General features: G+C 73.0%; 16 protein-coding genes and 1 pseudogene. 2 read left to right on the plus strand and 15 right to left on the minus strand.

Annotated features, from left to right (window positions below):
- Positions 1 to 41 precede the first annotated feature (41 nt).
- The 6 genes from ACJOT3_RS15920 to ACJOT3_RS15945 all read right to left on the minus strand — a co-directional run bounded on the left by ACJOT3_RS15920 (position 42) and on the right by ACJOT3_RS15945 (position 7715).
- Positions 42 to 1367, minus strand: coding sequence for an ABC transporter substrate-binding protein (locus ACJOT3_RS15920; RefSeq protein ID WP_406973458.1), 1326 nt, complete (start codon positions 1365 to 1367; stop codon positions 42 to 44).
- A gap of 47 nt (positions 1368 to 1414) precedes the next feature.
- A complete protein-coding gene (locus ACJOT3_RS15925; RefSeq protein WP_406973460.1) occupies positions 1415 to 2494 on the minus strand; it encodes a branched-chain amino acid ABC transporter permease in 1080 nt (359 codons plus the stop codon).
- A 2-nt stretch (positions 2495 to 2496) separates the two neighbouring features.
- Positions 2497 to 3348, minus strand: coding sequence for a branched-chain amino acid ABC transporter permease (locus tag ACJOT3_RS15930; protein ID WP_406973462.1), 852 nt, complete (start codon positions 3346 to 3348; stop codon positions 2497 to 2499).
- Between the two features lie 25 nt (positions 3349 to 3373).
- Entirely contained in the window at positions 3374 to 4087 is a 714-nt protein-coding gene (locus ACJOT3_RS15935) for an ABC transporter ATP-binding protein (RefSeq protein WP_406973464.1), read from the minus strand.
- Positions 4087 to 4881 carry an ABC transporter ATP-binding protein gene (locus ACJOT3_RS15940; protein ID WP_406973466.1) on the minus strand — a complete coding sequence of 265 codons (795 nt, stop codon included), beginning with the start codon at positions 4879 to 4881 and terminating at the stop codon, positions 4087 to 4089. Before ACJOT3_RS15940 ends, ACJOT3_RS15935 begins: the two co-directional genes overlap by 1 nt.
- 101 nt (positions 4882 to 4982) lie before the next feature.
- The gene (locus ACJOT3_RS15945; RefSeq protein WP_406973468.1) at positions 4983 to 7715 is read right to left on the minus strand and encodes a helix-turn-helix transcriptional regulator; all 2733 of its coding nucleotides are present in this window, start codon (positions 7713 to 7715) and stop codon (positions 4983 to 4985) included.
- Between the two features lie 396 nt (positions 7716 to 8111).
- On the opposite strand from ACJOT3_RS15945, the gene ACJOT3_RS15950 reads away from it, so the two are divergent.
- Positions 8112 to 9248, plus strand: a complete 1137-nt coding sequence (locus ACJOT3_RS15950; RefSeq protein WP_406973470.1) for a carboxylate-amine ligase — start codon at positions 8112 to 8114, stop codon at positions 9246 to 9248.
- On the opposite strand, the gene ACJOT3_RS15955 is transcribed toward ACJOT3_RS15950, so the two are convergent.
- The 7 genes and pseudogenes from ACJOT3_RS15955 to putP all read right to left on the minus strand — a co-directional run bounded on the left by ACJOT3_RS15955 (position 9243) and on the right by putP (position 17285).
- Positions 9243 to 10166, minus strand: coding sequence for a carbohydrate kinase family protein (locus ACJOT3_RS15955; protein WP_406973488.1), 924 nt, complete (start codon positions 10164 to 10166; stop codon positions 9243 to 9245). The two genes, ACJOT3_RS15950 and ACJOT3_RS15955, sit on opposite strands and share 6 nt — an antisense overlap.
- A gap of 45 nt (positions 10167 to 10211) precedes the next feature.
- Positions 10212 to 11423: pseudogene (locus ACJOT3_RS15960) on the minus strand (AGE family epimerase/isomerase); the annotation flags it as partial.
- A gap of 126 nt (positions 11424 to 11549) precedes the next feature.
- Positions 11550 to 12386 carry an alpha/beta fold hydrolase gene (locus tag ACJOT3_RS15965; protein WP_406973472.1) on the minus strand — a complete coding sequence of 279 codons (837 nt, stop codon included), beginning with the start codon at positions 12384 to 12386 and terminating at the stop codon, positions 11550 to 11552.
- A 97-nt stretch (positions 12387 to 12483) separates the two neighbouring features.
- On the minus strand, positions 12484 to 13809 hold the full coding sequence (locus ACJOT3_RS15970; RefSeq protein ID WP_406973474.1) for an acyltransferase family protein: 1326 nt from the start codon (positions 13807 to 13809) through the stop codon (positions 12484 to 12486).
- 288 nt (positions 13810 to 14097) lie between these two features.
- Complete coding sequence (gene nadE, locus ACJOT3_RS15975) at positions 14098 to 14928, minus strand: NAD(+) synthase (protein WP_406973476.1); 831 nt, start codon at positions 14926 to 14928, stop codon at positions 14098 to 14100.
- 40 nt (positions 14929 to 14968) lie between these two features.
- Positions 14969 to 15607 carry a putative glycolipid-binding domain-containing protein gene (locus ACJOT3_RS15980; RefSeq protein WP_406973478.1) on the minus strand — a complete coding sequence of 213 codons (639 nt, stop codon included), beginning with the start codon at positions 15605 to 15607 and terminating at the stop codon, positions 14969 to 14971.
- A gap of 94 nt (positions 15608 to 15701) precedes the next feature.
- A complete protein-coding gene (gene putP / locus ACJOT3_RS15985) occupies positions 15702 to 17285 on the minus strand; it encodes a sodium/proline symporter PutP (RefSeq protein WP_406973480.1) in 1584 nt (527 codons plus the stop codon).
- 404 nt (positions 17286 to 17689) lie between these two features.
- On the opposite strand from putP, the gene fxsT reads away from it, so the two are divergent.
- On the plus strand, positions 17690 to 20218 hold the full coding sequence (fxsT, locus tag ACJOT3_RS15990) for an FxSxx-COOH system tetratricopeptide repeat protein (RefSeq protein WP_406973482.1): 2529 nt from the start codon (positions 17690 to 17692) through the stop codon (positions 20216 to 20218).
- A gap of 16 nt (positions 20219 to 20234) precedes the next feature.
- On the opposite strand, the gene ACJOT3_RS15995 is transcribed toward fxsT, so the two are convergent.
- Together ACJOT3_RS15995 and ACJOT3_RS16000 are read right to left on the minus strand one after the other, a co-directional pair.
- Positions 20235 to 20606: a DUF397 domain-containing protein gene (locus ACJOT3_RS15995; RefSeq protein ID WP_406973484.1), complete on the minus strand. Its 372-nt coding sequence runs from the start codon at positions 20604 to 20606 to the stop codon at positions 20235 to 20237.
- 383 nt (positions 20607 to 20989) lie between these two features.
- Positions 20990 to 22072, minus strand: coding sequence for a ribonucleotide-diphosphate reductase subunit beta (locus ACJOT3_RS16000; protein ID WP_406973486.1), 1083 nt, complete (start codon positions 22070 to 22072; stop codon positions 20990 to 20992).
- Between the last annotated feature and the right edge of the window lie 59 nt (positions 22073 to 22131).

The following is a 22131-nucleotide window of genomic DNA, read 5'->3' on the forward strand; positions in this document are numbered from 1 at the left end:
CCCGGGGCGCCGCCCTCGTGTCACACCGGATCACACCGGCGTCAGTCGTGGAAGACCAGCTCGTCCGGGGAGAGCGGGGTGAAGTCGACCTCCTCGATGAGCCCGCCGTCGCGGTCGGTGACCCGGGCCTCCTGGAGCATCTCCACCTTGTTGCCCTTGTTGTACTGGACCACGTAGGCGCCCTGGTGGCCGCCGTGGTCGCCGCCGGAGGACACGAACGGCACCGATCCGGGGCCCTGCCACTCCTGCTCCTCCAGGGCGTCGATCAGCGCCTGGCGGGTCAGGTCGGGCCCGGCCGACATGAGGACCTGGGCGAACATGACCGCCTGGGACATCCCGTACAGGTGGGTGTTGGTGAGCGGGTCGTCCTCGCCGTACTCCTCGTAGACCTCCACGAAGAACGCCGCCCACTCGTCGTCCGGGTCCTCGATCCGGGGCAGGTAGCTGGTGATGATCAGCCCGTCCAGGAACTCGTCGGCCGGGACGCCCTCGGCCTCGGTGTCCGCGGTGAACGCGGCCAGCAGCCCCTGGAGGGTGGCGGTGTCGCCGCCGATGCTGGAGACCACCCACTGGGGGTCGTAGCCGCTGCCCGCAGCCTCCAGCATGGCCAGCGCGACGAACGCCGGGATGCAGGAGCAGACCACGACCTCGGCCCCGGCCCGCTTCAGGTCGGCGATCTGCGCGCTCAGGTCCGTGACACCGGACTCGTAGTGCTGGCGGCTGACGACCTCGTCGGTCAGGTACTGGTCCAGGCCCTCCTGGGAGTTCTCGCCGACGTCGTCGTTCTGGTACAGGTAGCCGACCGACTGTCCGGGGAAGTTCTCGAAGATGTACTGCCCCTGGATCTTGGCCTCCTTGGTGTAGTCCACCTGCCAGCCGTAGGTCAGCGGGTACTCATCAGGGGTGTTCCAGGCCAGCGCGCCGGAGGCGGGGAAGACGTCGGGGACGCCCTCGTCGTTGAGGTAGTCCACGACACCGCCGTGGGTGGGGGTGCCCAGGCCGCCGAGCATCGCGAAGATCTCGTCCTCGATGACCAGTTCGCGGGTGACGTCGATGGTCCGGACCGGGTCGTAGCCGTCGTCCTCGACCCGGTAGTCGATCTCGCGGCCGTGGATGCCGCCCTGCTCGTTGACGTAGTCGAAGACCGCGGCGGCGCCGCGGGAGATGGACATGTAGCCCGGGGCGGCCGGGCCGGTGAGGGGTTGGTGGGTGCCGATGACGATGCTGTCGTCGGTGACCCCGGTGGACACGGACAGGTCCGGGCCGTCCGTCTCGGCGACCTGGCCTGCGCCGGTGCAGGCGGTGGCGGTCAGGGCCAGGGCGAGCAGGGCCGCCAGTGCTCCTGACGTCCTCGTCGTGGTGCGCACGGTGTTCTCCTTCGGGTGGGGGGGTGTGCGATGCGGGTCGGTGCGGGTCAGCGGGCGCCGCGGCGCAGGAGCGCGCGCAGCCGCTGGAGGATTCCGTGCAGGCCCAGGGGCTGGAACCGCAGGACGAGGATGAGCAGCACGCCGAACAGCACGATCGGCAGGTTGTTCTCCACGTTCTTGCTGAGTTCGAACGCGCCGACCGCGTCCTTCAGCCAGATGTTCAGGTAGACCACGGCCAGGGCGGCCCACAGGGCGCCCCACATGCTGCCGATGCCTCCCAGGACCAGGGCCGCGAGCAGGGTGAGTGATAGGGCGAGCGTGAACATGCTCGGGGTGGCGGTGCCCAGGACGTACACCTGGAGTCCGCCCGCCAGGCCGCCGGCGGCGGAGGCGATGACGAACGCGGTGACCTTGGTGCCCCCGACCGGGACCCCGGACATGGCGGCGGCGGTCTCGTCGTCGCGGACCGTCCGCATCCGGCGGCCGAGTCGCCCCGTCGAGACGGTCGCCAGCACGGCCAGGCCCAGGACCACGGTCGTCCAGACCACCAGCGCCTTCCACTCGTTGTCGGTGACCAGGCCCTGGAGGAAGGGCGGGGCGCCGGCGGTGCGCACGGTGAGGCCGTTGCTGCCGCCGAACACCTCGTGGTAGCGGTGCGTCAGGCCGGGCAGGCCGACCGCGAGGATGAGCGTGGCGCCGGCCAGGTAGGGGCCGTGCAGGCGGGCGGTGGCGGCGCCGACGGCGACGCCCGCGACGGTCGCCACGACCACCACGACGACGAGGTTCGCGGCCAGCGGCAGCATCGGCACGTGCAGGACCAGCAGCGCCATCGTGTACGCGCCGATCATCATGAACGCGCCGTGCCCCAGCGACACCTGGCCGCTGCCGCCGATGAGCAGCTGGAGCCCGGCGATGGCCAGCATCACGTACCCGACGTTGGCCACCCGCAGCGCGGTGAGGTCGCCGGTGACCAGGAGCAGTCCGGCGACGGCGGCCAGCGCCAGGGCGGCGAGCAGCAGGTGCCGCAGCGGGGAGGGCAGGTCGGCCCAGCGGCGGCGCGGGGTGCGCCGGGTGGTGGGGGCGCTCTCGGCGGCGCGGGGTTCGCGCTCGGTGGCGGATGTGGACATGGCTACACCTTTCGCGCGGTCGGGCGGGACAGGATGCCGTCGGGGCGCACGCTGAGCACGAGGACGACGAGGGCGAGGGCGGTGAGGGTGGCCAACTCGGGCCCGGCGTAGCCGGACACGTAGGACATGCCGAGGCCGACCAGCAGGCCGCCGACGATCGCCCCGAACGGGTTGTCCAGGCCGCCGACCACGGCCGCGGTGATGCCGTAGACGAAGACGATGTCGAACACGTTGGGCGAGATGAACGGGGGTCCGGCGAGCATCCCTGCCAGGGAGGCGATGAGCGCGGAGACCGCCCACCCGGTGGTGAGCATCAGCCCCACCTTGACCCCGCTGAGCCGGGCCGCCTCGGGGCGGAACGCGGCGGCGCGCATGCGCAGCCCCAGCGGGGTGAAGCGGTACAGGCAGAACAGCAGCGCGGCGACGACGGCCACCGAGGCCAGGGCGAACACGTCCGCGGGGGAGGGCCGCCCGACGAAGTCGAAGGCGTACCGGAACCCGTGCTGGTCGTTGCCCCAGATCATGCCCGCCGTGCCGTGGGCGACCAGGAGCAGGCCCAGGGTGACGATGATCCCGTTGAGCTGGGAGACCCGGGCGATGGGGCGGACGACGAACCGCTCCACCAGGGCCCCGGCGGCGGCGCCCACGGTGAGGGCGGCGGCGAAGCCGAGCCAGTAGGAGCCGGTGAGCGGGGCGACGGTGGCGGCGGTGTAGACCGCGACCAGGGCCAGCGCGGGCTGGGCGAAGTTCACCAGGCGGGTGGCCTGGTAGATGATGACCAGGGACAGCGCCAGGGCGGCGTAGACCGCGCCGGACGCCAGTCCGCTCACGGTCAGGTCGACGAAGTGGTCCATAGGGGGTGCTCCTCGGGGTCCGGGGTCAAAAGCCCAGGTAGGCGTGGCGCGTGCGGTCGTCGGAGAGCAGCTCGTCGGAGGGGCCCGCCACGGCCACCCGGCCCTGGTTGAGGACGACGCCGCTGTCGGTGGCGGCCAGCGCCCCGGCGGCGTTCTGCTCGACCAGGACGACGGTGAGCCCGGTGCGTTCGCGCAGGTCGCGCAGGAGGGCGAAGATCTGCTTGGTGACCAGGGGCGCCAGGCCCAGGGAGGGTTCGTCCAGCAGCAGCACCCGGGGGCGGGCCATGAGGGCGCGGCCGATGGCGAGCATCTGGCGTTCGCCGCCGGAGAGGGTGCCGGCGGAGCGGCCCAGGCGTTCGACCAGCGGCGGGAAGAGGTCCAGGACCTCGGCCTCGGTGGCGCGGTCGCGGCGGGAGGAGCGCCACAGCCCGCCCAGGCGCAGGTTCTCCTCGACGGTGAGCTCGGTGATGACGCCGCCGCCCTCGGGGACGTGGGCCAGGCCGCGGGTGATGACGCGTTCGGCGGGCAGCCGGGTGATGTCCTCGCCGTCGAGCAGGACCCGGCCGGAGTCGGCGCGGTGCAGGCCGGTGAGGGTGCGCAGCAGGGTGGTCTTGCCCGCGCCGTTGGCGCCCAGGACGGCCTGGAACCCGCTTTCGGGGACGGACAGGGAGATGCCGTCCAGGGCGCGGATCGCGCCGTAGGAGGCGGACAGCTCCTCGATCTCCAGCAGATCGCCCATCAGGACCCCTCCTCCTCGGTGTCGGCGGTGCCCAGGTAGGCGCGGGTGACCTGGGGGTCGTTGCGCACCTCGTCGGGGGTGCCGGTGCAGATGACCCGGCCGAAGTCCAGGACGACGATGTGGTCGCAGACCTCCATGACCAGGTCCATGTGGTGTTCGACCAGGACGACGGCCATGTCCTCGCCCAGGGTCCGGATCTGGGCGGCCAGGGCGTCGATCTGGCCGCCGGACAGGCCGCCGGCGGGTTCGTCGAGCAGCAGCAGCTCGGGGTCGCACACGCAGGCGCGGGCGAGGGCGACCTGTTTCTGGACGCCGTAGGGGAGGGTGCCGGGCAGGCGGTGGGCGACGTCGGCGACGCCGAACCGCTCCAGGGCGGCCAGGGCGCGTTCGCGGAGTTCGCGCTCGTCGCTGTGGTGGCGGCCCAGGCCGGTGACCAGGGAGAGGGGTCCGCCGCGGGCGAGGCGGTCGGCCCCCGCGACGACGTTCTCCAGGACCGTCATCAGCGGGAAGAGGTTGAGGCCTTGGAAGGTGCGGGCGATCCCGGCGCGGGCCAGGTGGTGGGGCTTGCGGCCGGGCGGGGGTCCGCCCTTCCAGGTGAGGGTGCCCGCGGTGGGGCGCAGGATCCCCGAGAGCACGTTGAACAGGGTGGTCTTGCCCGCCCCGTTGGGCCCGATGAGCCCGGTGACGCCGCCCGGGCGTACGCGCAGCCCGACGTCGTCGAGGGCGGTCAGGCCTCCGAAGCGGACGGTGATCCCCTCCGCCGCCAGGAGGTGTTCGGTCGCTGTCGTCGTCATGGGATGCGTTCCACCCCGCCTTTCGTGTCGCGGACCCGGTCTATACCGACCGGTTGGTATGAGCAGGGGGCACTGGACCGCCGTCCACGTCCCCGGGGACGTCAGTTGAAGAGGCGGGCCAGGTCCACCCGGGACCTGATGCCGAGCTTGCGGAAGATGCCGCGCAGGTGGTGCTCCACCGTGCGCGGGCTGATGAACATGTGCGCGGCCACCTCGCGGTTGGTCGCACCCTCGGCGACCAGCCGGGCGATCTGCTGCTGTTGCGCGGTCAGCTCGCCGGTGGACGGGGACTCCGGTCCGCGCTCCCCCGTTCCGAGGGCGCGCAGCTCGGCGCGGGTCTGTCGGACCCACAGCCGGGCGCCGAAGCGCTCGAAGGACTCCTGCGCGTCGTGCAGGTGCTCCCGGGCCCGCCCGGGCAGCCGCGCCCGGCGCAGGAACGCGCCGAACAGCAGCTGGGTGCGCGCCTGCTCGACGTCGTCGTCGCCGCAGGCCCGGTGCAGGGCCAGGGCGCTCTCGAAGTGGTCGGCGGCCTCGTCCTGCGGGGCCAGCAGCCCCTCGCCGCGTTCGGCCAGGGCCAGTGCGCTCGGTGAGCCGATCGTGTCGGCCCAGCGGCGGTACCCGGCCAGGGAGGTGCGCGCCCACTCGGTCTCGCCGATGCGGGTGGCGGCCTCCACGAAGTGCGGCGCGGTGAGCAGCCGCATCGTCGGATGCCCCTGCCCCGGCCCGGCGTGCACCAGGGACCGGAGCCGGAAGAACGCCTCGGCGGCGTTGCCGCGCGACAGCTCCAGGACGGCCAGCGCCCACGAGGCCAGCGCCGCGGACAGCCCCAGGCTGTTCTCGCCCGCCTGGGTGGCGACGGCGCGCGCCCGGATCCGGCAGGTGTCGACGTCGCCCTGGATCGCCGCGATCATCGCCAGCGACGCCAGGTGGTGGGTGGCCCAGATGGTCTGCCCGGTCTCCCGGGAGATCCGCAGCCCGTTGAGGGCGGTCCCGGCGGCCGACGGGAACCGGCCGCTCCAGAACTCGGAGAACACCAGGAACCCCAGGGCGGCGGGCACGGTGGCGCGTTCGCCGGTGAGCCGGGCGACCTCCACCGCGCGGGCGTTGACCCGGCGCACGAACGGCGCGTCCGACAGGCGCAGCCCGGCCACGGACGCCCAGATCAGCTCCGAGGGCTTGTCCACGGCCTCGGCCAGGCGCGTCGCCTCGCGCAGCAGCGGGGTGGACCCCGCGTAGTCGCCGCGGAAGGAGACCGTGCAGCCCTCCAGGAACGCGGCGGTCAGCCGCACCCGCTCGGGGTCGTCGCGGCGCACCAGCGGCAGCGCGAGCTCGGCGGCGCGGGCGTGCCGTGCCGGGTCCCCGGCCAGGGACGCGGAGTCGGCGGAGCGCACCAGGGTGCGCAGGGCCAGGGAGCGGTCGTGCGGGATGAGGTCGCGGCCCACCGCGTACAGGCGCTCGGCGACGTCGACGGCGTTGGCGCCGCGCATGGAGATCTGGGCGTCGACCAGGTCGGCCAGGGCGCGGCGGCGGTCGCTCACCGCGAGCGGCCGGGCCCGGGCGAGCAGCCGCAGGGCGTGCTCGGAGCGGCCCGCCATGTACGCCTCGTAGGAGGCGCTGGTGAGGCGGCAGGCGCGGGCGTCGGGGTCGGGGGTGAGGGCGGCGGCCCGCTCGTACACCAGGGAGGCGGTGCCGCGCCCCTCCAGCCGTTTGGCCCGGAGGGCGGCGTCGGCCACCGCGTCGGCCAGGGCGGCGTCGGGGGCGTCGGCACCCGCGACGGTGTGGCGGGCGAACCGCGCGGGCTCGCTGTCGGGGTCGGTCACCGCGGCCAGGGCGCGGTGGGCGGCGCGGACGGCGACGGCCGGGGCGTTCTGGGCGAACGCGCGGGCCGTCAGGGGGTCGGTGAAGACGACGTGGTCGTCCTCCACCCGGACCGCCCCCGCCGCCTCGGCGGGTTCCAGGTCGGCGGCGGCCGGGCCCCGGTCCCCGGCGGCGCGGGCCAGCAGGTGGAGGGGGACGCCCTCGCCCAGGGCGGCCAGGAGCAGCAGGGACCGGGTGCGTTCGGGCAGGTCGCGGTAGGGGGACAGCAGGTCGGCGCGGAGCCGGTCGGGCAGCCGCGGCCCCTCGGGCGAGGGGTCGTCGGGGTCGGAAACGCCCTCCTGGAGGTGGCCGAGCAGGACGGCGGGGTTGCCGTGGGCCGAGCGCACCAGGACGGTGCGGACCGGGGCGGGCAGCCCGGCCGGGGCCCGGTCGGTGAGGATGTCGTGGAGCGCGCGTTCGGGCAGGGGGGCCAGGGCCTGTTCGGGGACCCCGGGCACGAGCGGGTCGGCGGAGCCGGGCTTGACCCGGCCGTCGCGGGCGGCGAGCACGATCGCCGTCGCGGTGCCGGACAGGCGGCGGGCGGCGAAGGCGAGGGCGTCCAGCGAGGGGGCGTCGAGCCGGTCGGCGTCGTCGACGCACACCAGCAGGGGCCCGTCGGCGGTGATCCGGTCCAGCAGGGCGGTGGACAGGGCCAGCCGGTCGCCGATCCGGCCCCGGGACAGGGCCTCGCCCAGCGGGGCGGGGTGCGGGGCCAGCGGGCGCAGCAGGCGTTCGAGCCCGGCGAGGGGGAGGTCGGCCTCGTCGGCCACACCCCCGCAGTGCAGGACGGTGAAATCACCGGCGTCGGCGCGGAGGTGGGCCAGCAGGGCGCTCTTGCCCCGGCCGGGGCCGCCGGTGAGGACGAGGGACGCGCCGAGCCGGGACCTCGCGTCGTCCAGGACTCCGGCGAGGATCCGCAGCTCCGTGTCGCGGCCCCGCAGGCGGATCGCCCGGGGGTCGGTGTTCGCGCCGATCACGGGCTCAGATTCGCACAGCGGGTGCCCGTCGCGGCAGGTGCGCGGGGGCACACTGGTCGTTTCACCGATACCCGCACGGACTCGCACGCGCGGGGGCGCGTGACGGTGCCGGGCGCCCGGGCGCGACCCCGGTGACGCCTGTTCCCCCCGTTTCACCTGGGATTCCGCGCCCACAAAAGGTGATGTGGATCACCCGTCGGCTCGCCTTCGGGGACCGCTCGCCCGCACACCGCGTTTATCAAGCCGTAACGCGGTGGGAACCCGACCCCGCGATACCGACAAAAAGGACACCGGTGCCGCGGGATAGTTTTTTGTCCTCTCCGGGACACTGTCGCGGCCGTTCCGCCCGGGATATCAGTGCGGGGACGCAACCGACGGCAGGAGGGAACCACCCCGATGCGGAACCGCCCCCTGGTCGCACACGACCCGCGCCCCCGGGTCGCCCCACCCACCTTCGGCGTCGAAGAGGAGTTCTTCGTCGTCGACCCGCGCACCCGCCGCATCCTGTCCCGCGCACCCGACCTGCTGGCCCGCACCCGCATGGCCGACCGCCTGTGCGGCGAGTTCACCCGGGTGCAGGTGGAGGCCAACAGCCCGGTGTGCGGCGACGCCGCGGACGCCCGCCGGTTCCTGCGCGAGGCCCGCCGCGAACTGGCCCGGGCCGCCGACGTCACCGGGCTGGCCGTGGTCGCCTCGGGGACCGCCGTCCTGGGCGACCCCGCCGGGGCCCACATCAGCGACGGCGCCCGCTACGCCGACATCGCCGCCCACTTCGGGGCGCTGCGCGAGTCGCACGTGGTGTGCGGGTGCCACGTGCACGTGGGGGTCCCCGACCGGGAGAACGCGGTGCTCGCCGCCGGGCACCTGCGCCGCTGGCTGCCGTTCCTCATCGCGATGTCGGCGAACTCGCCGTTCCAGAACGGCCGCGACACCGGGCACGCCAGCTGGCGCACCATCTCCTGGAGCCGGCTGCCCTCCGCGGGGCCGCCGCCGCGCCTGCGCTCCCTGGCCGACCACGAACGGGCGGTGCGCTCCCTGGCGGACTCGGGGGCGATCCTGGACCGGCACATGGTCTATTGGGACGTCCGGCTCTCCGACCACCTGCCCACCTTGGAGATCCGGGTGGGCGACGTGGCCGCCACCGCCGAGGAGGCGCTGCTGTTCGCCGCGCTCACCCGCGGCCTGGTCACCCGGGTGCTGGCCGACGTGCGCCGCGGCTCCCCCGTCCCCGAGGTCCCCGACCCGGCCCTGCGGGCCGCCATGTGGCGGGCGGCCCGCGACGGGCTGGAGGGCGCGGTCCCCGACCCGCTCACCGGGGAGACGCTCCCCGCGGCGGTCGCCATGGACCGGCTGCTGACGGCGGCCCTGCCGGGGCTGCTCGACAACGGCGACGCCGACCTGGCGTCCGATCTGCTGGACCGGCTGCGCCGCCGCGGCTCGGGGGCGGCCCGGCAGCGGGCGGCCCACGACCGCCGGGGACGCTTCACCGACGTCGTGGACCACCTCATCGACCACACCCTGGAAGGGCTATGAGCCGTTGACCTCCAGGTCGGCGCGGGTGGGCGGGTCCGCCCCCTCGCGGGTGACGGTGACGGCCGCGGCCCGGGCGGCGAAGGACAGCATCTCCTCCAGCTCCCGGACCGTCAGCCCCGTCAGCCGGGCGCGCGGGTCCTCGCCCAGCCGGTCCCGCTCGTCCAGCCAGGCCAGCAGGGCGCCCATGAACGTGTCGCCCGCGCCGACCGTGTCCACCACCTCGACCCGGGGTGCGGCCGTCTCGGCCCGCACCCCGTGGGCGAGGGCGAGGGCGCCCCGCGCGCCCCGGGTCACCACGACCAGCGAGGGGCCCAGGGCCGCCAGCGCGGCGGCCGCCTTCTCCACGTCCTGGTCCGGGTAGAGGAACGCCAGGTCCTCGTCGCTCGCCTTGACCAGGTGCGCCTGCGCCGCGTGCCGCAGCGCCAGCGCCCGCGCGGTGTCCGGGTCGCCGATCACCCCCTGCCGGATGTTGGGGTCGACGCTGATCGTCACCCGGCCCCGCCCGTGCTCGCGCCGCAGCAGCGCCTCGACCGCGCCCGCGCCCGGCTCCCGGAACAGCGCCAGGGAGGCCGCGTGCAGGGCGCGCACCCCGGGTTCGAGCACCCCGGGCAGCTCGCCCGGGCGCCACCGCCAGTCGGCGGCGTCGTCCATCCGGAAGTCGTACACCGCGGACCCGTCCACACCCAGCCGAGCCAGCGCCAGCGCCGACGGCTCCTCGGCGGCCAGCAGCCCCTCCGGGTCCAGGCCCTCCACGGCCAGCCGGTGCCGGACCGTGCGCCCGAACCCGTCGGAGCCGATCCGGGCCAGGAACCGGGTGGGCACCCCCAGGCGGCGCGCGGCCACGGCCGTGTTGGCCGGGCCCCCGCCCGGGGCGGCCCGCAGCAGGCCGGGTTCGCCCGGCACCGGCAGCAGGTCCATGACGTTCTCGCCGACCACCACCAGGTGCGGCGCCGTGTGCTCGCGCACCGCCGCCGCCAGGGACACCGACAGCGGCAGCTGGGGCAGCAGGGTCGCCTGGTAGGCGTGGTAGACGTCGGGCTTGCCCGCCCACACCGTGGCCGCGGGCCGGTTCCGCGGGTCCAGCTCGTGGTGCCAGCTGCCGTGCTCGAAGTCCAGGTGGTACCGCTGGGCGAAGTCCCACCACTGCTCGTAGTGCTCCAGCAGGGTCCGGTCGCCGGTGTGCAGGGCCAGCGCCCACGCCGCCATGGCCGCCTCCGCGACCACCCAGTGCATGCGCTCGCGGACCACCGGCCGGTCGTCCCAGTCCAGGGTGTAGACGAAGCCCTCGGCGCCGTCGACGTTCCAGCCGCGTTCGACCGCGTGGGAGAACAGGGCGGCCGCGTCCGTGCGCAGCCACGCGGGGGCGGGCTCCCCCGCCCGGTCCAGGGCGATCTCCAGGTGCACCAGCAGGCGCGCCCACTCCAGCAGGTGGCCGGTGGTGCTCCCGAACGGCCGGAACGGGTGGTCGGGGTGGTCCCGGTTGTAGTCGGGCAGGGGCCGCCAGTCGGCGGTGAAGTGCTCGGGCAGCCGCCAGCCGTGGTCAGCCGCCACCCCGTGGATCAGGCGCTCGGCGATGGCCAGCGCCCGGCGGGTCCACACGGCGTCGCCGGTGGCGTCGGCGGCGGCCAGGAACGCCTCGACCGCGTGCATGTTGCTGTTGGCGCCGCGGTAGTCCTCGGTCTCGGCCCAGTCCGCGTCCCAGCTCTCCAGCAGGGCGCCGGCGGACTCGTCCCAGAACCGCTCCTCGATCACGGCCAGCGCCTCGTCCAGCAGCTCCCGCGCGCCCGGCCGCCCGGCGACGGCCGCCGAGGCCGCCGCCAGTGCGACGAAGGTGTGCGGGTAGGCGGACTTGCGGCCGGTGGAGCGCTCCCGGGGGACCTCGTCGAACCAGCCGCCGCGTTCGCCGTCGCGCAGCGGCCCCTGTGCGAGCGCGCGCACGCCGTGGTCGGCGAGCTCCGCGGCGTCGGCGTCGCCGCGCAGGTGGGCCAGGGAGAACACGTGCGTCATCCGCGCGCTGATCCAGGTCTCCACGGGCCGGTCCGGGTCCACCCGGCCCCGCGCGTCCAGGGCGCCGAACCCGTCCGCCACCGCGGAGGCGGCGGCGAACCCGCGCAGGCGCGCCTCCTCCTCCCTCAACCGAACGGGGTCGCCCGGGGGTCGCTGCGTCACAGTCACATTCCCTCGCCTCTTCCAGCGCCCGGACTCATGAAACGGGCAGCCGACTCAACCTAGAGACAACGTTGACACAGCCACCCCGGGGAGGTCACCCTCTCCCCCTGCTTAACGCCCCTCGACTCCCCCTCAGCCGACCCCGCCGGCGAGGTGGACGTGCCGCTGATGCCCCAGATCCGCCGAACGGCAGGTCCACTTGATGTGCTCGGCCACCGACACCGGGTCGTCCGCCATCGGGATGTGGCCGCTGCCGATCAGGGCGACCATGCGCGCGGTGGGCACCCGCCGGTGCGCGTGCTCGGCGCTGGACGGCAGCAGGGTGCGGTCGTGGTCGCCCCAGGCGATGGTGACGGGGCAGTCGATCGGCCGGGACTCGAAGTCGTACTCGGCGATGCGCGGGATCATCCGGACGAACGGCGCGCCCTCCTTGAGCCCGTGGACGCTGAAGTGCGTGGCCTTGGCCTGCGGCGCGGACGGGTCGCCGCGCAGGATCACCCGGGCCAGGGCTCGCGCCGGGCGCGTGCTCGCCAGCCGCTCCTTGACCGGCATGGGCACCCGGGTGGCCAGGTTGGCGAACGTGCCCACCGTGCGCAGCCCCCAGCGGCCCAGGCCGTCGGAGAACCCGGCGGGCGAGAACACCGTCACCGACCCGGCGACCCCCCGCACACCGAGTTCGAGCGAGATGGACCCGCCCAGCGAGTTGCCGGCGATGTGGGGGCGCTCCAGTTCGTGGAACCGGCAGAACGCCTCCACCGCGTCGGTCATCGAGATGACGTCGTAGGGGTCGCCCTCGGGCGGCGCCGGGGTGCGCCCGAACCCCGGCAGGTCGACGCAGAAGACCCGGTAGTCCCCGACCAGGCGGGGAAGGACCTTGCTCCAGCTCTGGCGGCGGTCGCCCAGGCCGTGGAGGAGGACCAGCGGGCGGCCGGTCCCCCGTCGTTCGAAGGCGATGCGAGTCGGATCCATAAGGCTGTGTTTACCCCGGGGCGACGGCCCGCCCCCGGGTTCGTGGACGGAACCTGAACGGAACCTGTCGTATCCGCACCGGCGTCCGACCCGACGTCTACGCGGGGCGACGCCCCGGTGACCGGGTGAGAACGACACCGGCGAGCACCATCAGCAGCCCGAGCAGCGGACCAAGGCCCAGCCCCAGGCCGGTCACCGTCAGGGTCAGCAGGCCGCCGCCGGTCAGGGCCGCGGCCGCCAGCACCTGGACCAGGCCGGGCGAGCCGGACAGCATCTTGGGCGGGTTCTCGAACCGCACCGCCCAGTGGGCCAGCGGCAGGATCAGCGGCACCAGCACCACCAGGCCCAGCACGCCCCACACGACCCACAGCCAGGTCATCGGCTCGGGGGTGTCGATCCCCAGGCCGAACACCACGACCCCGGCGACCACGCTGATCGGCAGCATGTGCCACAGGTAGACCGTCATGAGCTGCGGGGAGACCCGGTCCAGCAGGCGGGCGGGGCCGGGCTTGTCGGCCCAGGCGCCGATCGCCTCGCGGGCCAGCAGCGCCACGCCGATCTGCACCGCCCCCAGGGCCTCCAGCACCAGCGTCGGCGGGGCCACGTTGGAGGTCTCGGCGGCGAACACACCCGTCATGTTCAGCGAGTACGGGCCGAACGTCACCAGGGTGAGCGCGGTCAGCGCGCCCGCACCGGCCAGTACCGCGGCGTGGATGCGGCGGACGCGGCCGGTCACGTAGAGGAAGCCCACCTGGTGCACGGCCAGCCAGACGAACGCGACGTTGAGGTAGCCCAGCCACTCGATCCCGGCACCGAACCGGATCAGGTCGACGGTCACCGAGCCGGCGGCCAGCCCCGCCAGGGTCCACCAGCCGAAGCGCTCCTGGGCCCGGACCAGGACCGGGGTGCAGACCACCACCAGCACGTACACCGCCAGGAACCACAGCACCATGCCCGCGGCGCCCGCGCCCACGAGCACCGGCTGCGCGGGGGCGCCGCCCAGCACCAGCACGTGGGAGACCACGATCCACAGCACCGCCAGCGGCACCACCGGCCAGGCGAGCCGGCGCAGCCGCTTGGCGTACCAGCTGGCGGCGGTGACGCCCCGGCCCGAGGCGGCACGCCAGCTGATGAGGTTGGCGGCGCCGCCGACGAAGAAGATCAGCGGCATGACCTGGGAGACCCAGGTGAGGGCGAAACCGCCCTCGGTGCTCAGCACGCTCCCGGCGTCGAGCATGCCCTGGTTCTGCGCCAGGACGGGGAGCCACCAGTGCTGCACCACGACCAGCACCATGACCAGCAGGCGGAGGACGTCGAGGAAGCGGTCCCGGCCCACGGCCGGGGTGCTGTGCGACTCGACGCCCGTGAGGGTCCGGGCCGTCGGCGGGGTCGGCGGGCCCTCGGGGCCTGCGGTCACGGTCATCCGATCACTCCTTGGATCGTCCTGCCGGTGCGCCGGGACAGCGGGTGTCCACGGAAAGGCCGCACCGGCCGGTTTCAGGGGGGAGGACGCTCACACTCGCGCCCCTTTGAAGAAATCGCGCCCGGGCGGCGGAATCGGCCACCGGGCCGGGCGCTTCGTATTCCACGACCTTAGGTGTGATCTACCGGTGATCGCGATGGATCTGACGCCTCTTTACCTGGGGCGGTTCTCTTGACCGGAAATGGTGGTGCGCGCACTACCACGGCCGGGGTACCCGCCCCCGTGACATCAGGGGGCGGTGGGCAGGGCGCGCTTGTGCGCGGTGGCGCGGTAGCGCCCGACCAGGGCCTCCTCCACCTCGGCGGGCACGGGAAGGCCTTCGAGGAAGTCGTCGATCTGCTCGTAGGTGAGGCCCAGGGCCTCCTCGTCCGGCTTCTGCGGGGCCAGCGACTCCAGGTCCGCGGTGGGGACCTTGTGCACCAGGTCGTCGGGGGCGCCCAGGGCGGCGGCGACGGCCCGCACCCGGCGCTTGGTGAGCCCGGTCAGCGGGACGATGTCCACGCCGCCGTCGCCGTGCTTGGTGAAGAACCCGGTGACGGCCTCGGCCGCGTGGTCGGTGCCGACCACCAGGCCGCGCAGGCCGCCCGCGACGGCGTACTGGGCGATCATGCGCTGGCGGGCCTTGGCGTTGCCGATGACGAAGTCCTCGACGTCCGCGTCGGGGTAGGCCATCCCGCCCTCGCGCAGCGCCGCCGCCATGGCCTCGGTGGCCGGGCGGATGTCGACGGTGAGGAGCCGGTCGGGAGCGGTGAACGCGGTGGCGCGGGCGGCGTCGTCCTCGTCCTTCTGCTCCCCGTGGGGCAGGCGCATCGCGATGTACTCGGCGTCGCCGCCCGCGGCGCGGACCCGGTCGACCGCCAGCCGGCAGAGCCGCCCGGCGGTGAGGGAGTCGACCCCTCCGCTGATCCCCAGGACCAGCGCGGCGGTCCCGGTGGTGGTCAGTCGCTCGGCGAGGAAGGCGACGCGGCGCTCGATCTCGGCGTGCACGTCGAACTCCGCGGCGACCTCCAGGTCGCGGATGATCTCTCGGCGGTCCCGGCCGGGCTCCGTGTCGGTCACGTGGTGTCCCCCCTGGGGATGCGGTACGGCTGTCGGCCGATTATCGCCTGTCCGCCGCACCGGATGTGACATCGGCGACCTGTTCGTCCGCTTTGGAACCCTCTCGGAGCCTGCGGGCGAACCGCTCGTAGTCCACGACCAGGCCGTCGCCGTCGACCGTCAGCCGGTACTCGCCGTGCAGCGGGTCGCGGTAGGTGTACACCTCCAGGCCGTCCTCGGCCGGGTGGCGGGTGTAGCGCTGGCGCACCCGGCGCACCCGCAGCGACGGCACGTCGATCCAGGCCACCGCGATGTCGCGGTACTCCCCAGGGCGCAGGCCCAGGCGGCGGATCGGCAGGGTGTTGGTGAGCGGGGTGGCGGCGACGTCCGCGTCCAGGCAGCCCACCAGCTCGGGCAGGGGGCGGCCCCCGGCGTCGGCCCAGTGGCCGTCCTGGGCGGTGAGGCGGACCGAGGACGGGCCGCGCGCGGAGACCACCTCCACGTTCACCTCCCGGGTGGTCCAGGCCAGGTCGGCGCGGACACCGAAACGCACGAAGTACCCGGCGCCGTCGTCGTCCACGACGGTCTCCCCGGCCTCCAGGCGGTAGCCGTCGGGGGCGGGAAGGAGGGCGCCCAGGCCGAGCCCCTCGGGGACGTCGGTGCGGGCCCAGGCGGCCGGGTGTTCCTTCGGTGACGACATGTCACCGTTCTACCGTTCCGGGACCACGGGCGCCAAGCCCGCACGGGCCCGTATCACCGCGGTGATACGGGCCCGTGCCGGTGCCGGAGGTACGTCAGACCGTGGCGTCCTCGGTGGCGGCCGCACCGCCGCCCCTGCCGGAGCGGATCTCGGCCTCGACCCGGTCGAAGTCGGCGGCCATCTGGTCGCTGACCTTGGCCAGGCCGTTGAACACGAAGATCGCGGCGAAGCTCAGGGCCGCAGCCGGGACCATCGCGTACAGGCCGGTGTTGAAAACGGCCTTGTCGAGGATGTCCCACAGGATCGCGGTGGCGCCGCCGGCGATCATGCCGGCCAGCGCACCGGCCCAGGTCATCCGCTTCCAGAACACCGACAGCAGCAGGATCGGCCCGAACCCGGCACCGAACCCGGCCCAGGCGTAGCCCACCAGGCCCATGACCGACTGGTTGCCCCACAGGGCGATACCCGCCGCGCCCACGGCGACGGCGATCACGGTGATCCGGCTGATCCACAGCAGGGTGTTGGGCTTGGCATCGCGGTCGATGAACGCCTTGTAGCCGTCCTCGGTCAGCGCCGAGGAGGCCACCAGCAGCTGGGAGTCGGCGGTGCTCATGACCGCGGCCAGGATGGCGGCCAGCAGCAGGCCGGCGACCAGCGGGTGGGCCAGGGCCTCGATAAGGAGCGGGAACGCCTGCTCGGGGTTGGTCAGCGGGGTGTCGAAGTAGGCGATGCCGATGAAACCGACCAGGACGGCCAGGAACATGGCGGTGACCGCCCAGGTGACACTGATGGTGGCGGCGGCCGGGATGTCCTTGACCGAGCGGATGCCCATGTAGCGGGCCAGGATGTGGGGCTGGCCGAAGTAGCCCAGGCCCCAGGCCAGGCCGGAGATGATGACGACCGTTCCCAGGGCCTCGGTGGGCACCCAGGCGCCGATCTCGCCGTCCAGGGAGGTGCCGCCGACCGCGGAGAGCAGGCCGTCGCTCTTGGCGGCCACCCCCTCGGACAGCCCGCCGAAACCGCCCAGGGCGGTGATGGCCAGTACCGGGACGATGAGCAGGGCCAGCCACATCATGGCGGCCTGTACGACGTCGGTGTAGGAGACGGCGAGGAAGCCGCCCAGGACGGTGTAGAGGACCACGATGCCCACGCCGATGGCGATCGCCGGGGCCGGGTCCAGGCCGAAGACCTGGTCGAACAGGGCCGCCATGGCCACCAGGCCGGAGGCGACGTAGAAGAAGTAGAAGACGATGATGAGCAGTGACGACACCCCGCGCAGCAGGCGGGTGGGGTCGTTGAACCGGTTCTCCAGGAAGGAGGACAGGGTCAGCGAGTCGGAGTCGCCGCCGTTTCGGGCGTCGGTCACCCGCTGGGTGTAGACCCGCAGGCGCGGGGCCAGCAGGATCCAGCTGCCGGCGAAACCGCAGGCCAGGCCGACGGCGATCCAGGCCTCGCCCAGACCGGAGACGTAGATGGCGCCGGGCAGGCCCAGCAGCAGCCAGCCGCTGAAGTCGCTGGCGTTGGCGCTCAGCGCCGCCACCCAGGGGTTGAGCTGGCGGCCGCCCAGGACGAAGTCCGATTGGGACACGGTCTTCTTGTAGGCCCACAGACCGATGGCGACCATGGCGATGAGGTAGACGCCGAAGGTCCCGATCGCCCAGAGTGTGAACTCGTTCAAGTCCATCCTCCTTTCATGGAGAACGCGTGAGGGGTTCTTACGCGTTTCTTACGTACACAAACCGGGATCATCACCGTTCGTGCACCAGGTCACAACACCCGGGTTCGGAAAAACACCACTTCGAGACCTCGCCGAGTCTTCGACCAGGAAAGATTGTCCGCCGCTCCATGCGCAGGGGGGCGCGTTCGTCCGCTGGGACAAACCCGCCGAACGCGATTCGACCCCCGGTCCGCACCGCCCGCCGCCCACAGGCCGTGAGCGAGTATCGACATCGCCAGAACCGCCGCCTAGCCTTGAATCAGGGCGGGACCGGTCCTCCCCGCACCCCCGCCCCGCGACGACCCCCGTCCGAGAATCGAGGACGAACGGCCTTCCCGAGCCGCCGTACAGAAAGCGGGAGGACCATGACGAGCGGAACCGGCCGAAGGGGCGGGCGCCGCCGCGGCGACCACCCCCCGGTGATGGGCGGGGTTCCCCCCGCCGACCCCGACTTCACCGGCCGCGAGGCGATCCTCGAACAGATCCACGAGGCCTTGCACCGGAGCGACTCCTCCCGCTTCCTCATCGGGGGCGGCAGCGGCGTGGGCAAAAGCCTCATCGCCACCCAGTACGCGCACAGGTATGCGAACAGCTACGACCTGATCTGGTGGGCGCCCGCCGCCACCGACATCGACGTCAACGGCTCCTACCTCCGTCTGGCCGAACAGATCGGCCTGGACGCCTCCTACGACCACATCGCCCGCACCGTCCAGGACGTGCGCCGGGCCCTGGCCCACGACCCCCGCATCGGCTCGTGGCTGCTGGTGTTCGACGGAGCCGCCGACCTGGAGACCCTGGCTGCCGACTACATGCCCGAGGGAGGCGGCCGCGTCCTCATCACCAGCCAGGACCGCCGCCGGCCGCGCCGCCATGTTCCGGGCCGGCTCGTCGACGGCCGGATCGTCCCCCGGCTCGACACCGCCGAGAGCCTGTCCCTGCTGCGCCGGCTGTGCCCCGACCGGCTGGAGCCGATCCGCACCGGGGAGCGCCTGGCCGAGCACCTGGAGCACCTGCCGCTGGCACTGGCCCAGGTCGGCGCGTTCCTGCGCGAGTCGCCGATGGGCACCGAGGAGTTCCTGGAGCGCTTCGAGGAGCGCTACACCGACAAGGTCACCCGGATGGGCACCGACGACGAGCACACCGCCCCGCTGGCGGCGGCCTGGGAGATCCAGGCCGAGGAGCTGCTCGCCGGGGACGGGACGGCGCGGGCGGTGGTCGAACTCGTGCGGCTGTGCGCGTTCCTGGCCCCGCTGCCGCTGTCACGGTCGTTCTTCGCCCGGGACCCGCAGGCCGACCCGGAGCAGGCGGGGCTGTTCGGCGACGAGGCCCGCCTGGACCGGGTGCTGGAGTTCATGGGGCGCCGGCGGCTCGCCTCCGTGCGGCCCGGCACCTTCCACCTGCACGAGCTCTTCCAGGAGGTCATCCGCGACTCGATGCCCCTGGTGGAGAAGGTGCGCTACCGCGACCTGGCCCGCCGGCTGCTCGCCCGCAACGACCCCGGGGACCCCACCGACCCCGCCAACCGCGACCACTACCTCCTGATGCACGCCCACGTGAAGGCCTCCCAGGCCTGGTCCGGGCGCGACCCCCGGGTGCGCTCCCTGGTCCTGAACGTGATCGACTTCCTCACCGAGATCGGCGAGTACGCCAAGGCCGTCGGTGTCGCCGACCAGGCCGTCAACGCTTGGGGCGACGACCCCGTCCAGCACCTCCACGCCCGGCTGCGCCGCAACATGATCCGCCGCCTGCACAGCGAGTACGCGACCGCCCTCGCCGAGGCGCGCGACATCCACACCCGCGAGGTGGCCCGCGGCGGCCCCGACTCCGACGAGGCCCTGGAGGCGCTGCGCGCGGTCGCCATCGCCCTGAGCGGCCTCGCCCGCTTCGACGAGGCCGAGCGGCTCTTCCGCCAGATCCTCGACCACCGCCGCGACCGGGCGCCCGGTGACGAGCACACCCTGGAAGCCGCCCAGAACTACGCCCAGGTGCTGCTGGAGCGGGGCCGGTTCACCCAGGCGCTGGAGTTCTCCGAGCGGAACCTGCGCGAGCGCGTCGAGCTGCTGGGCCCGGACAGCGTGTCCACCCTGCGCACCGACCTGCACCTCGGGCTGACCCTGGTGTTCCTGGGGCGCTGGGAGGAGGCGCGCGACCGGCTGGAGGACTGCATGGCGCGGTTCGAGGCGCAGTCGGCCTCCGACACCCCGCACGCGCTCCAGGGACTGCTGGTCCTGGCCGCCGTGTACCGCGGCCTGGGCGACACGGAGACCGCGCTGGAGCACTCCACCCGGGCGCTGGCCCTGTACCGGCGGCGCTATCCGCCGACGGTGCGCCAGACGCTGTACGGCCGGGTCGTGCACATGGTGACCCTGGCCCTCGCGGGCCGGGGCGGGGAGGCCGCAGCCGAGGTGCGGCTGCTGCTGCCGTCCACCGACGAGCGGTTCCCGGCCGACCACCCGTTCCCGGCCTGGGCCCGGGTGGGCGCGGGCATCGCGCTGCGCTCCCAGGGGGCGTTCGCCGCCGCGGCCGAGCTGGACCGCGCGGCGCTGGAGCGGCTGCGGACGCTCTACGGCGCGGGTTCGTTCAACACCCTGGCCGCGGCGCTCAACCTGGCGACGGACCTGTACGGCCTGGAGCGGTACGAGGACGCGCGCGCCCTGGACGCCCTGACCGAGGCGGACTGCCGCGCGCTCATGGAGGAGGGGCACCCGATCCTTCTGACGGCGCGCCGCAACCACCTGGTGAGCCGCCAGGCACTGGGCGAGGACGTCAAGGAGGAGTGGGCGGACCTGTACCGGGTGCTGCTGTCACGGTTCGGCCCGACGCACCCGGCCGTGGCGTCCATGTCCTCGTACACACGCCTGGACTGCGACGTCCCACCGGTCGTCGCAGTCTAGGGACGAATGAAAAGGACTACCCCTTGGCGGTGGTCAGGAAGGTGGCCCATTCGTCGTTCTTGAATCCCAGCTGTGTGAGGTCGGGGTTCACCGAGTCCCGGAAGTGCGATTCCCCGGATTCCAGGTTCAGCACTTCACAGCAGGCGCCGACATCATAGGAGTAGCGGGACTTCCGCCACTGCCCAAAAAATGCCGAACCGTTTTCCGAACGACTGACCATTATCCGTCCACTCTGACGATATAGCCATACTGGCCAAAGTAATTTTATGCACTCGGCATCAAAAAAGGCGAAGGCCACCCGGACCGGACGACCCTCGAAGACCCAGGCGACACCGGGCGCTGCGACACCCCTTTCTTCCACGCGCGAGACATGAGGCGCAAGCAACACCCGGGAAAGAGGAGATCGCTTTTGCGTAACGTTGCACGTGGTATGCCGACCCCAGAAAGAGGCTCGGAAATCGAGTGCGTTTCGTACCCGGGTGTCGTTTTATACATCCGCTGATTAACTTCTATGCACCGGCCGGAGCGGTACCCGGGCCCGGACACGACAGCGGCCCGGGTCGCGCGCCTCGACCCGGGCCACCGGAGCGGGGAGGACTCCTCCCCTGGAAGAAAGGTACTGTCCGAACCGCCCCGAGGGGGCGGTTCGCGCGGTTCCGACACGCCTTGTTCACAGGCGTACCGCCGCCACGGCGGCCGCCGACGTGAACGGCCCCCCTCCCCTACCGCCGATAGGGGAGAAGGGCCGGGTCCATGGGGACCGCGCGGGGACTAGTCCCAGTCCAGGCCGCCGCCGGTCTGGTACTCGATCACGCGGGTCTCGAAGAAGTTCTTCTCCTTCTGGAGGTCCATCATCTCGCTCATCCACGGGAACGGGTTCTCCGTCTCGCCGAAGATGGGCGCCAGGCCGATCTGCTCGGCGCGGCGGTCCGTGATGAAGTGCATGTACTTCTCGCACAGCTCGGTGTTGAGCCCCAGGATGCCGCGCGGCATGGTCTCGCGGCCGTAGGCGACCTCCAGCTCACAGGCGTCGGTCAGCATCTGCCGGACCTCGGCCTGGAACTCCTCGGTCCACAGGTGCGGGTTCTCGATCTTGATCTGGTTGATCACGTCGATGCCGAAGTTCAGGTGGATCGACTCGTCGCGCAGGATGTACTGGTACTGCTCGGCGATGCCGACCATCTTGTTCCGGCGGCCCAGCGACAGGATCTGCGCGAAGCCGGTGTAGAACCACATGCCCTCGAAGATCACGTAGAACGCCACCAGGTCGCGCAGGAACGCCTGGTCGGCCTCCGGGGTGCCGGTGCGGAACTCCGGGTCCTCCAGGTTCTGCGTGTACTTGAGCGCCCACGCGTCCTTGGCCGTGATGGACGGGATCTCCCGGTACATGTTGAAGAGCTCGCCCTCGTCCAGGCCCAGGCTCTCGCAGATGTACTGGAAGGTGTGCGTGTGCACGGCCTCCTCGAACGCCTGGCGCAGCAGGTACTGGCGGCACTCGGGGTTGGTGAGCTGGCGGTACACCGCCAGGACGATGTTGTTGGCGACCAGCGACTCCGCGGTGGCGAAGAACCCGAGGTTGCGCTTGAGCATGAGCCGCTCGTCCTCGGTGAGCCCGTCCCGGGACTTCCACAGCGCGATGTCGGCCTGCATGGCGACCTCGGTGGGCATCCAGTGGTTGTTGCACCCGGAGAGGTACTTCTCCCAGGCCCACGTGTACTTGAGCGGGAGGAGCTGGTTGACGTCGGCGCGGGCGTTGATCATCGCCTTGTCGTCGACGTTGACGCGCTCGGCGTCGCGCTCGATCTCGCCGAGGCCGCTGGCGGCGCTCGCGGTGTTCTCAGAGGTCGCGGTCATGTGTCTTTCCTTCTCCGGGAGGGCCCGGAAACGCGTCGTCGTGGGGCTGGGAGCGGGCC

Source organism: Nocardiopsis protaetiae (genome assembly GCF_045446735.1).
Classification (GTDB): domain Bacteria; phylum Actinomycetota; class Actinomycetes; order Streptosporangiales; family Streptosporangiaceae; genus Nocardiopsis; species Nocardiopsis protaetiae.

Excerpts from the sequence above, each read along its gene's own strand:
- ACJOT3_RS15925 (WP_406973460.1), bottom strand. The coding sequence starts at position 2,494 with ATGTCCACATCCGCCACCGAGCGCGAACCCCGCGCCGCCGAGAGCGCC.
- ACJOT3_RS15930 (WP_406973462.1), bottom strand. The coding sequence starts at position 3,348 with ATGGACCACTTCGTCGACCTGACCGTGAGCGGACTGGCGTCCGGCGCG.
- ACJOT3_RS15935 (WP_406973464.1), bottom strand. The coding sequence starts at position 4,087 with ATGGGCGATCTGCTGGAGATCGAGGAGCTGTCCGCCTCCTACGGCGCG.
- ACJOT3_RS15940 (WP_406973466.1), bottom strand. The coding sequence starts at position 4,881 with ATGACGACGACAGCGACCGAACACCTCCTGGCGGCGGAGGGGATCACC.
- ACJOT3_RS15950 (WP_406973470.1), top strand. The coding sequence starts at position 8,112 with ATGCGGAACCGCCCCCTGGTCGCACACGACCCGCGCCCCCGGGTCGCC.
- ACJOT3_RS15955 (WP_406973488.1), bottom strand. The coding sequence starts at position 10,166 with ATGGACCTGCTGCCGGTGCCGGGCGAACCCGGCCTGCTGCGGGCCGCC.
- ACJOT3_RS15965 (WP_406973472.1), bottom strand. The coding sequence starts at position 12,386 with ATGGATCCGACTCGCATCGCCTTCGAACGACGGGGGACCGGCCGCCCG.
- ACJOT3_RS15970 (WP_406973474.1), bottom strand. The coding sequence starts at position 13,809 with ATGACCGTGACCGCAGGCCCCGAGGGCCCGCCGACCCCGCCGACGGCC.
- ACJOT3_RS15980 (WP_406973478.1), bottom strand. The coding sequence starts at position 15,607 with ATGTCGTCACCGAAGGAACACCCGGCCGCCTGGGCCCGCACCGACGTC.
- fxsT (WP_406973482.1), top strand. The coding sequence starts at position 17,690 with ATGACGAGCGGAACCGGCCGAAGGGGCGGGCGCCGCCGCGGCGACCAC.
- ACJOT3_RS16000 (WP_406973486.1), bottom strand. The coding sequence starts at position 22,072 with ATGACCGCGACCTCTGAGAACACCGCGAGCGCCGCCAGCGGCCTCGGC.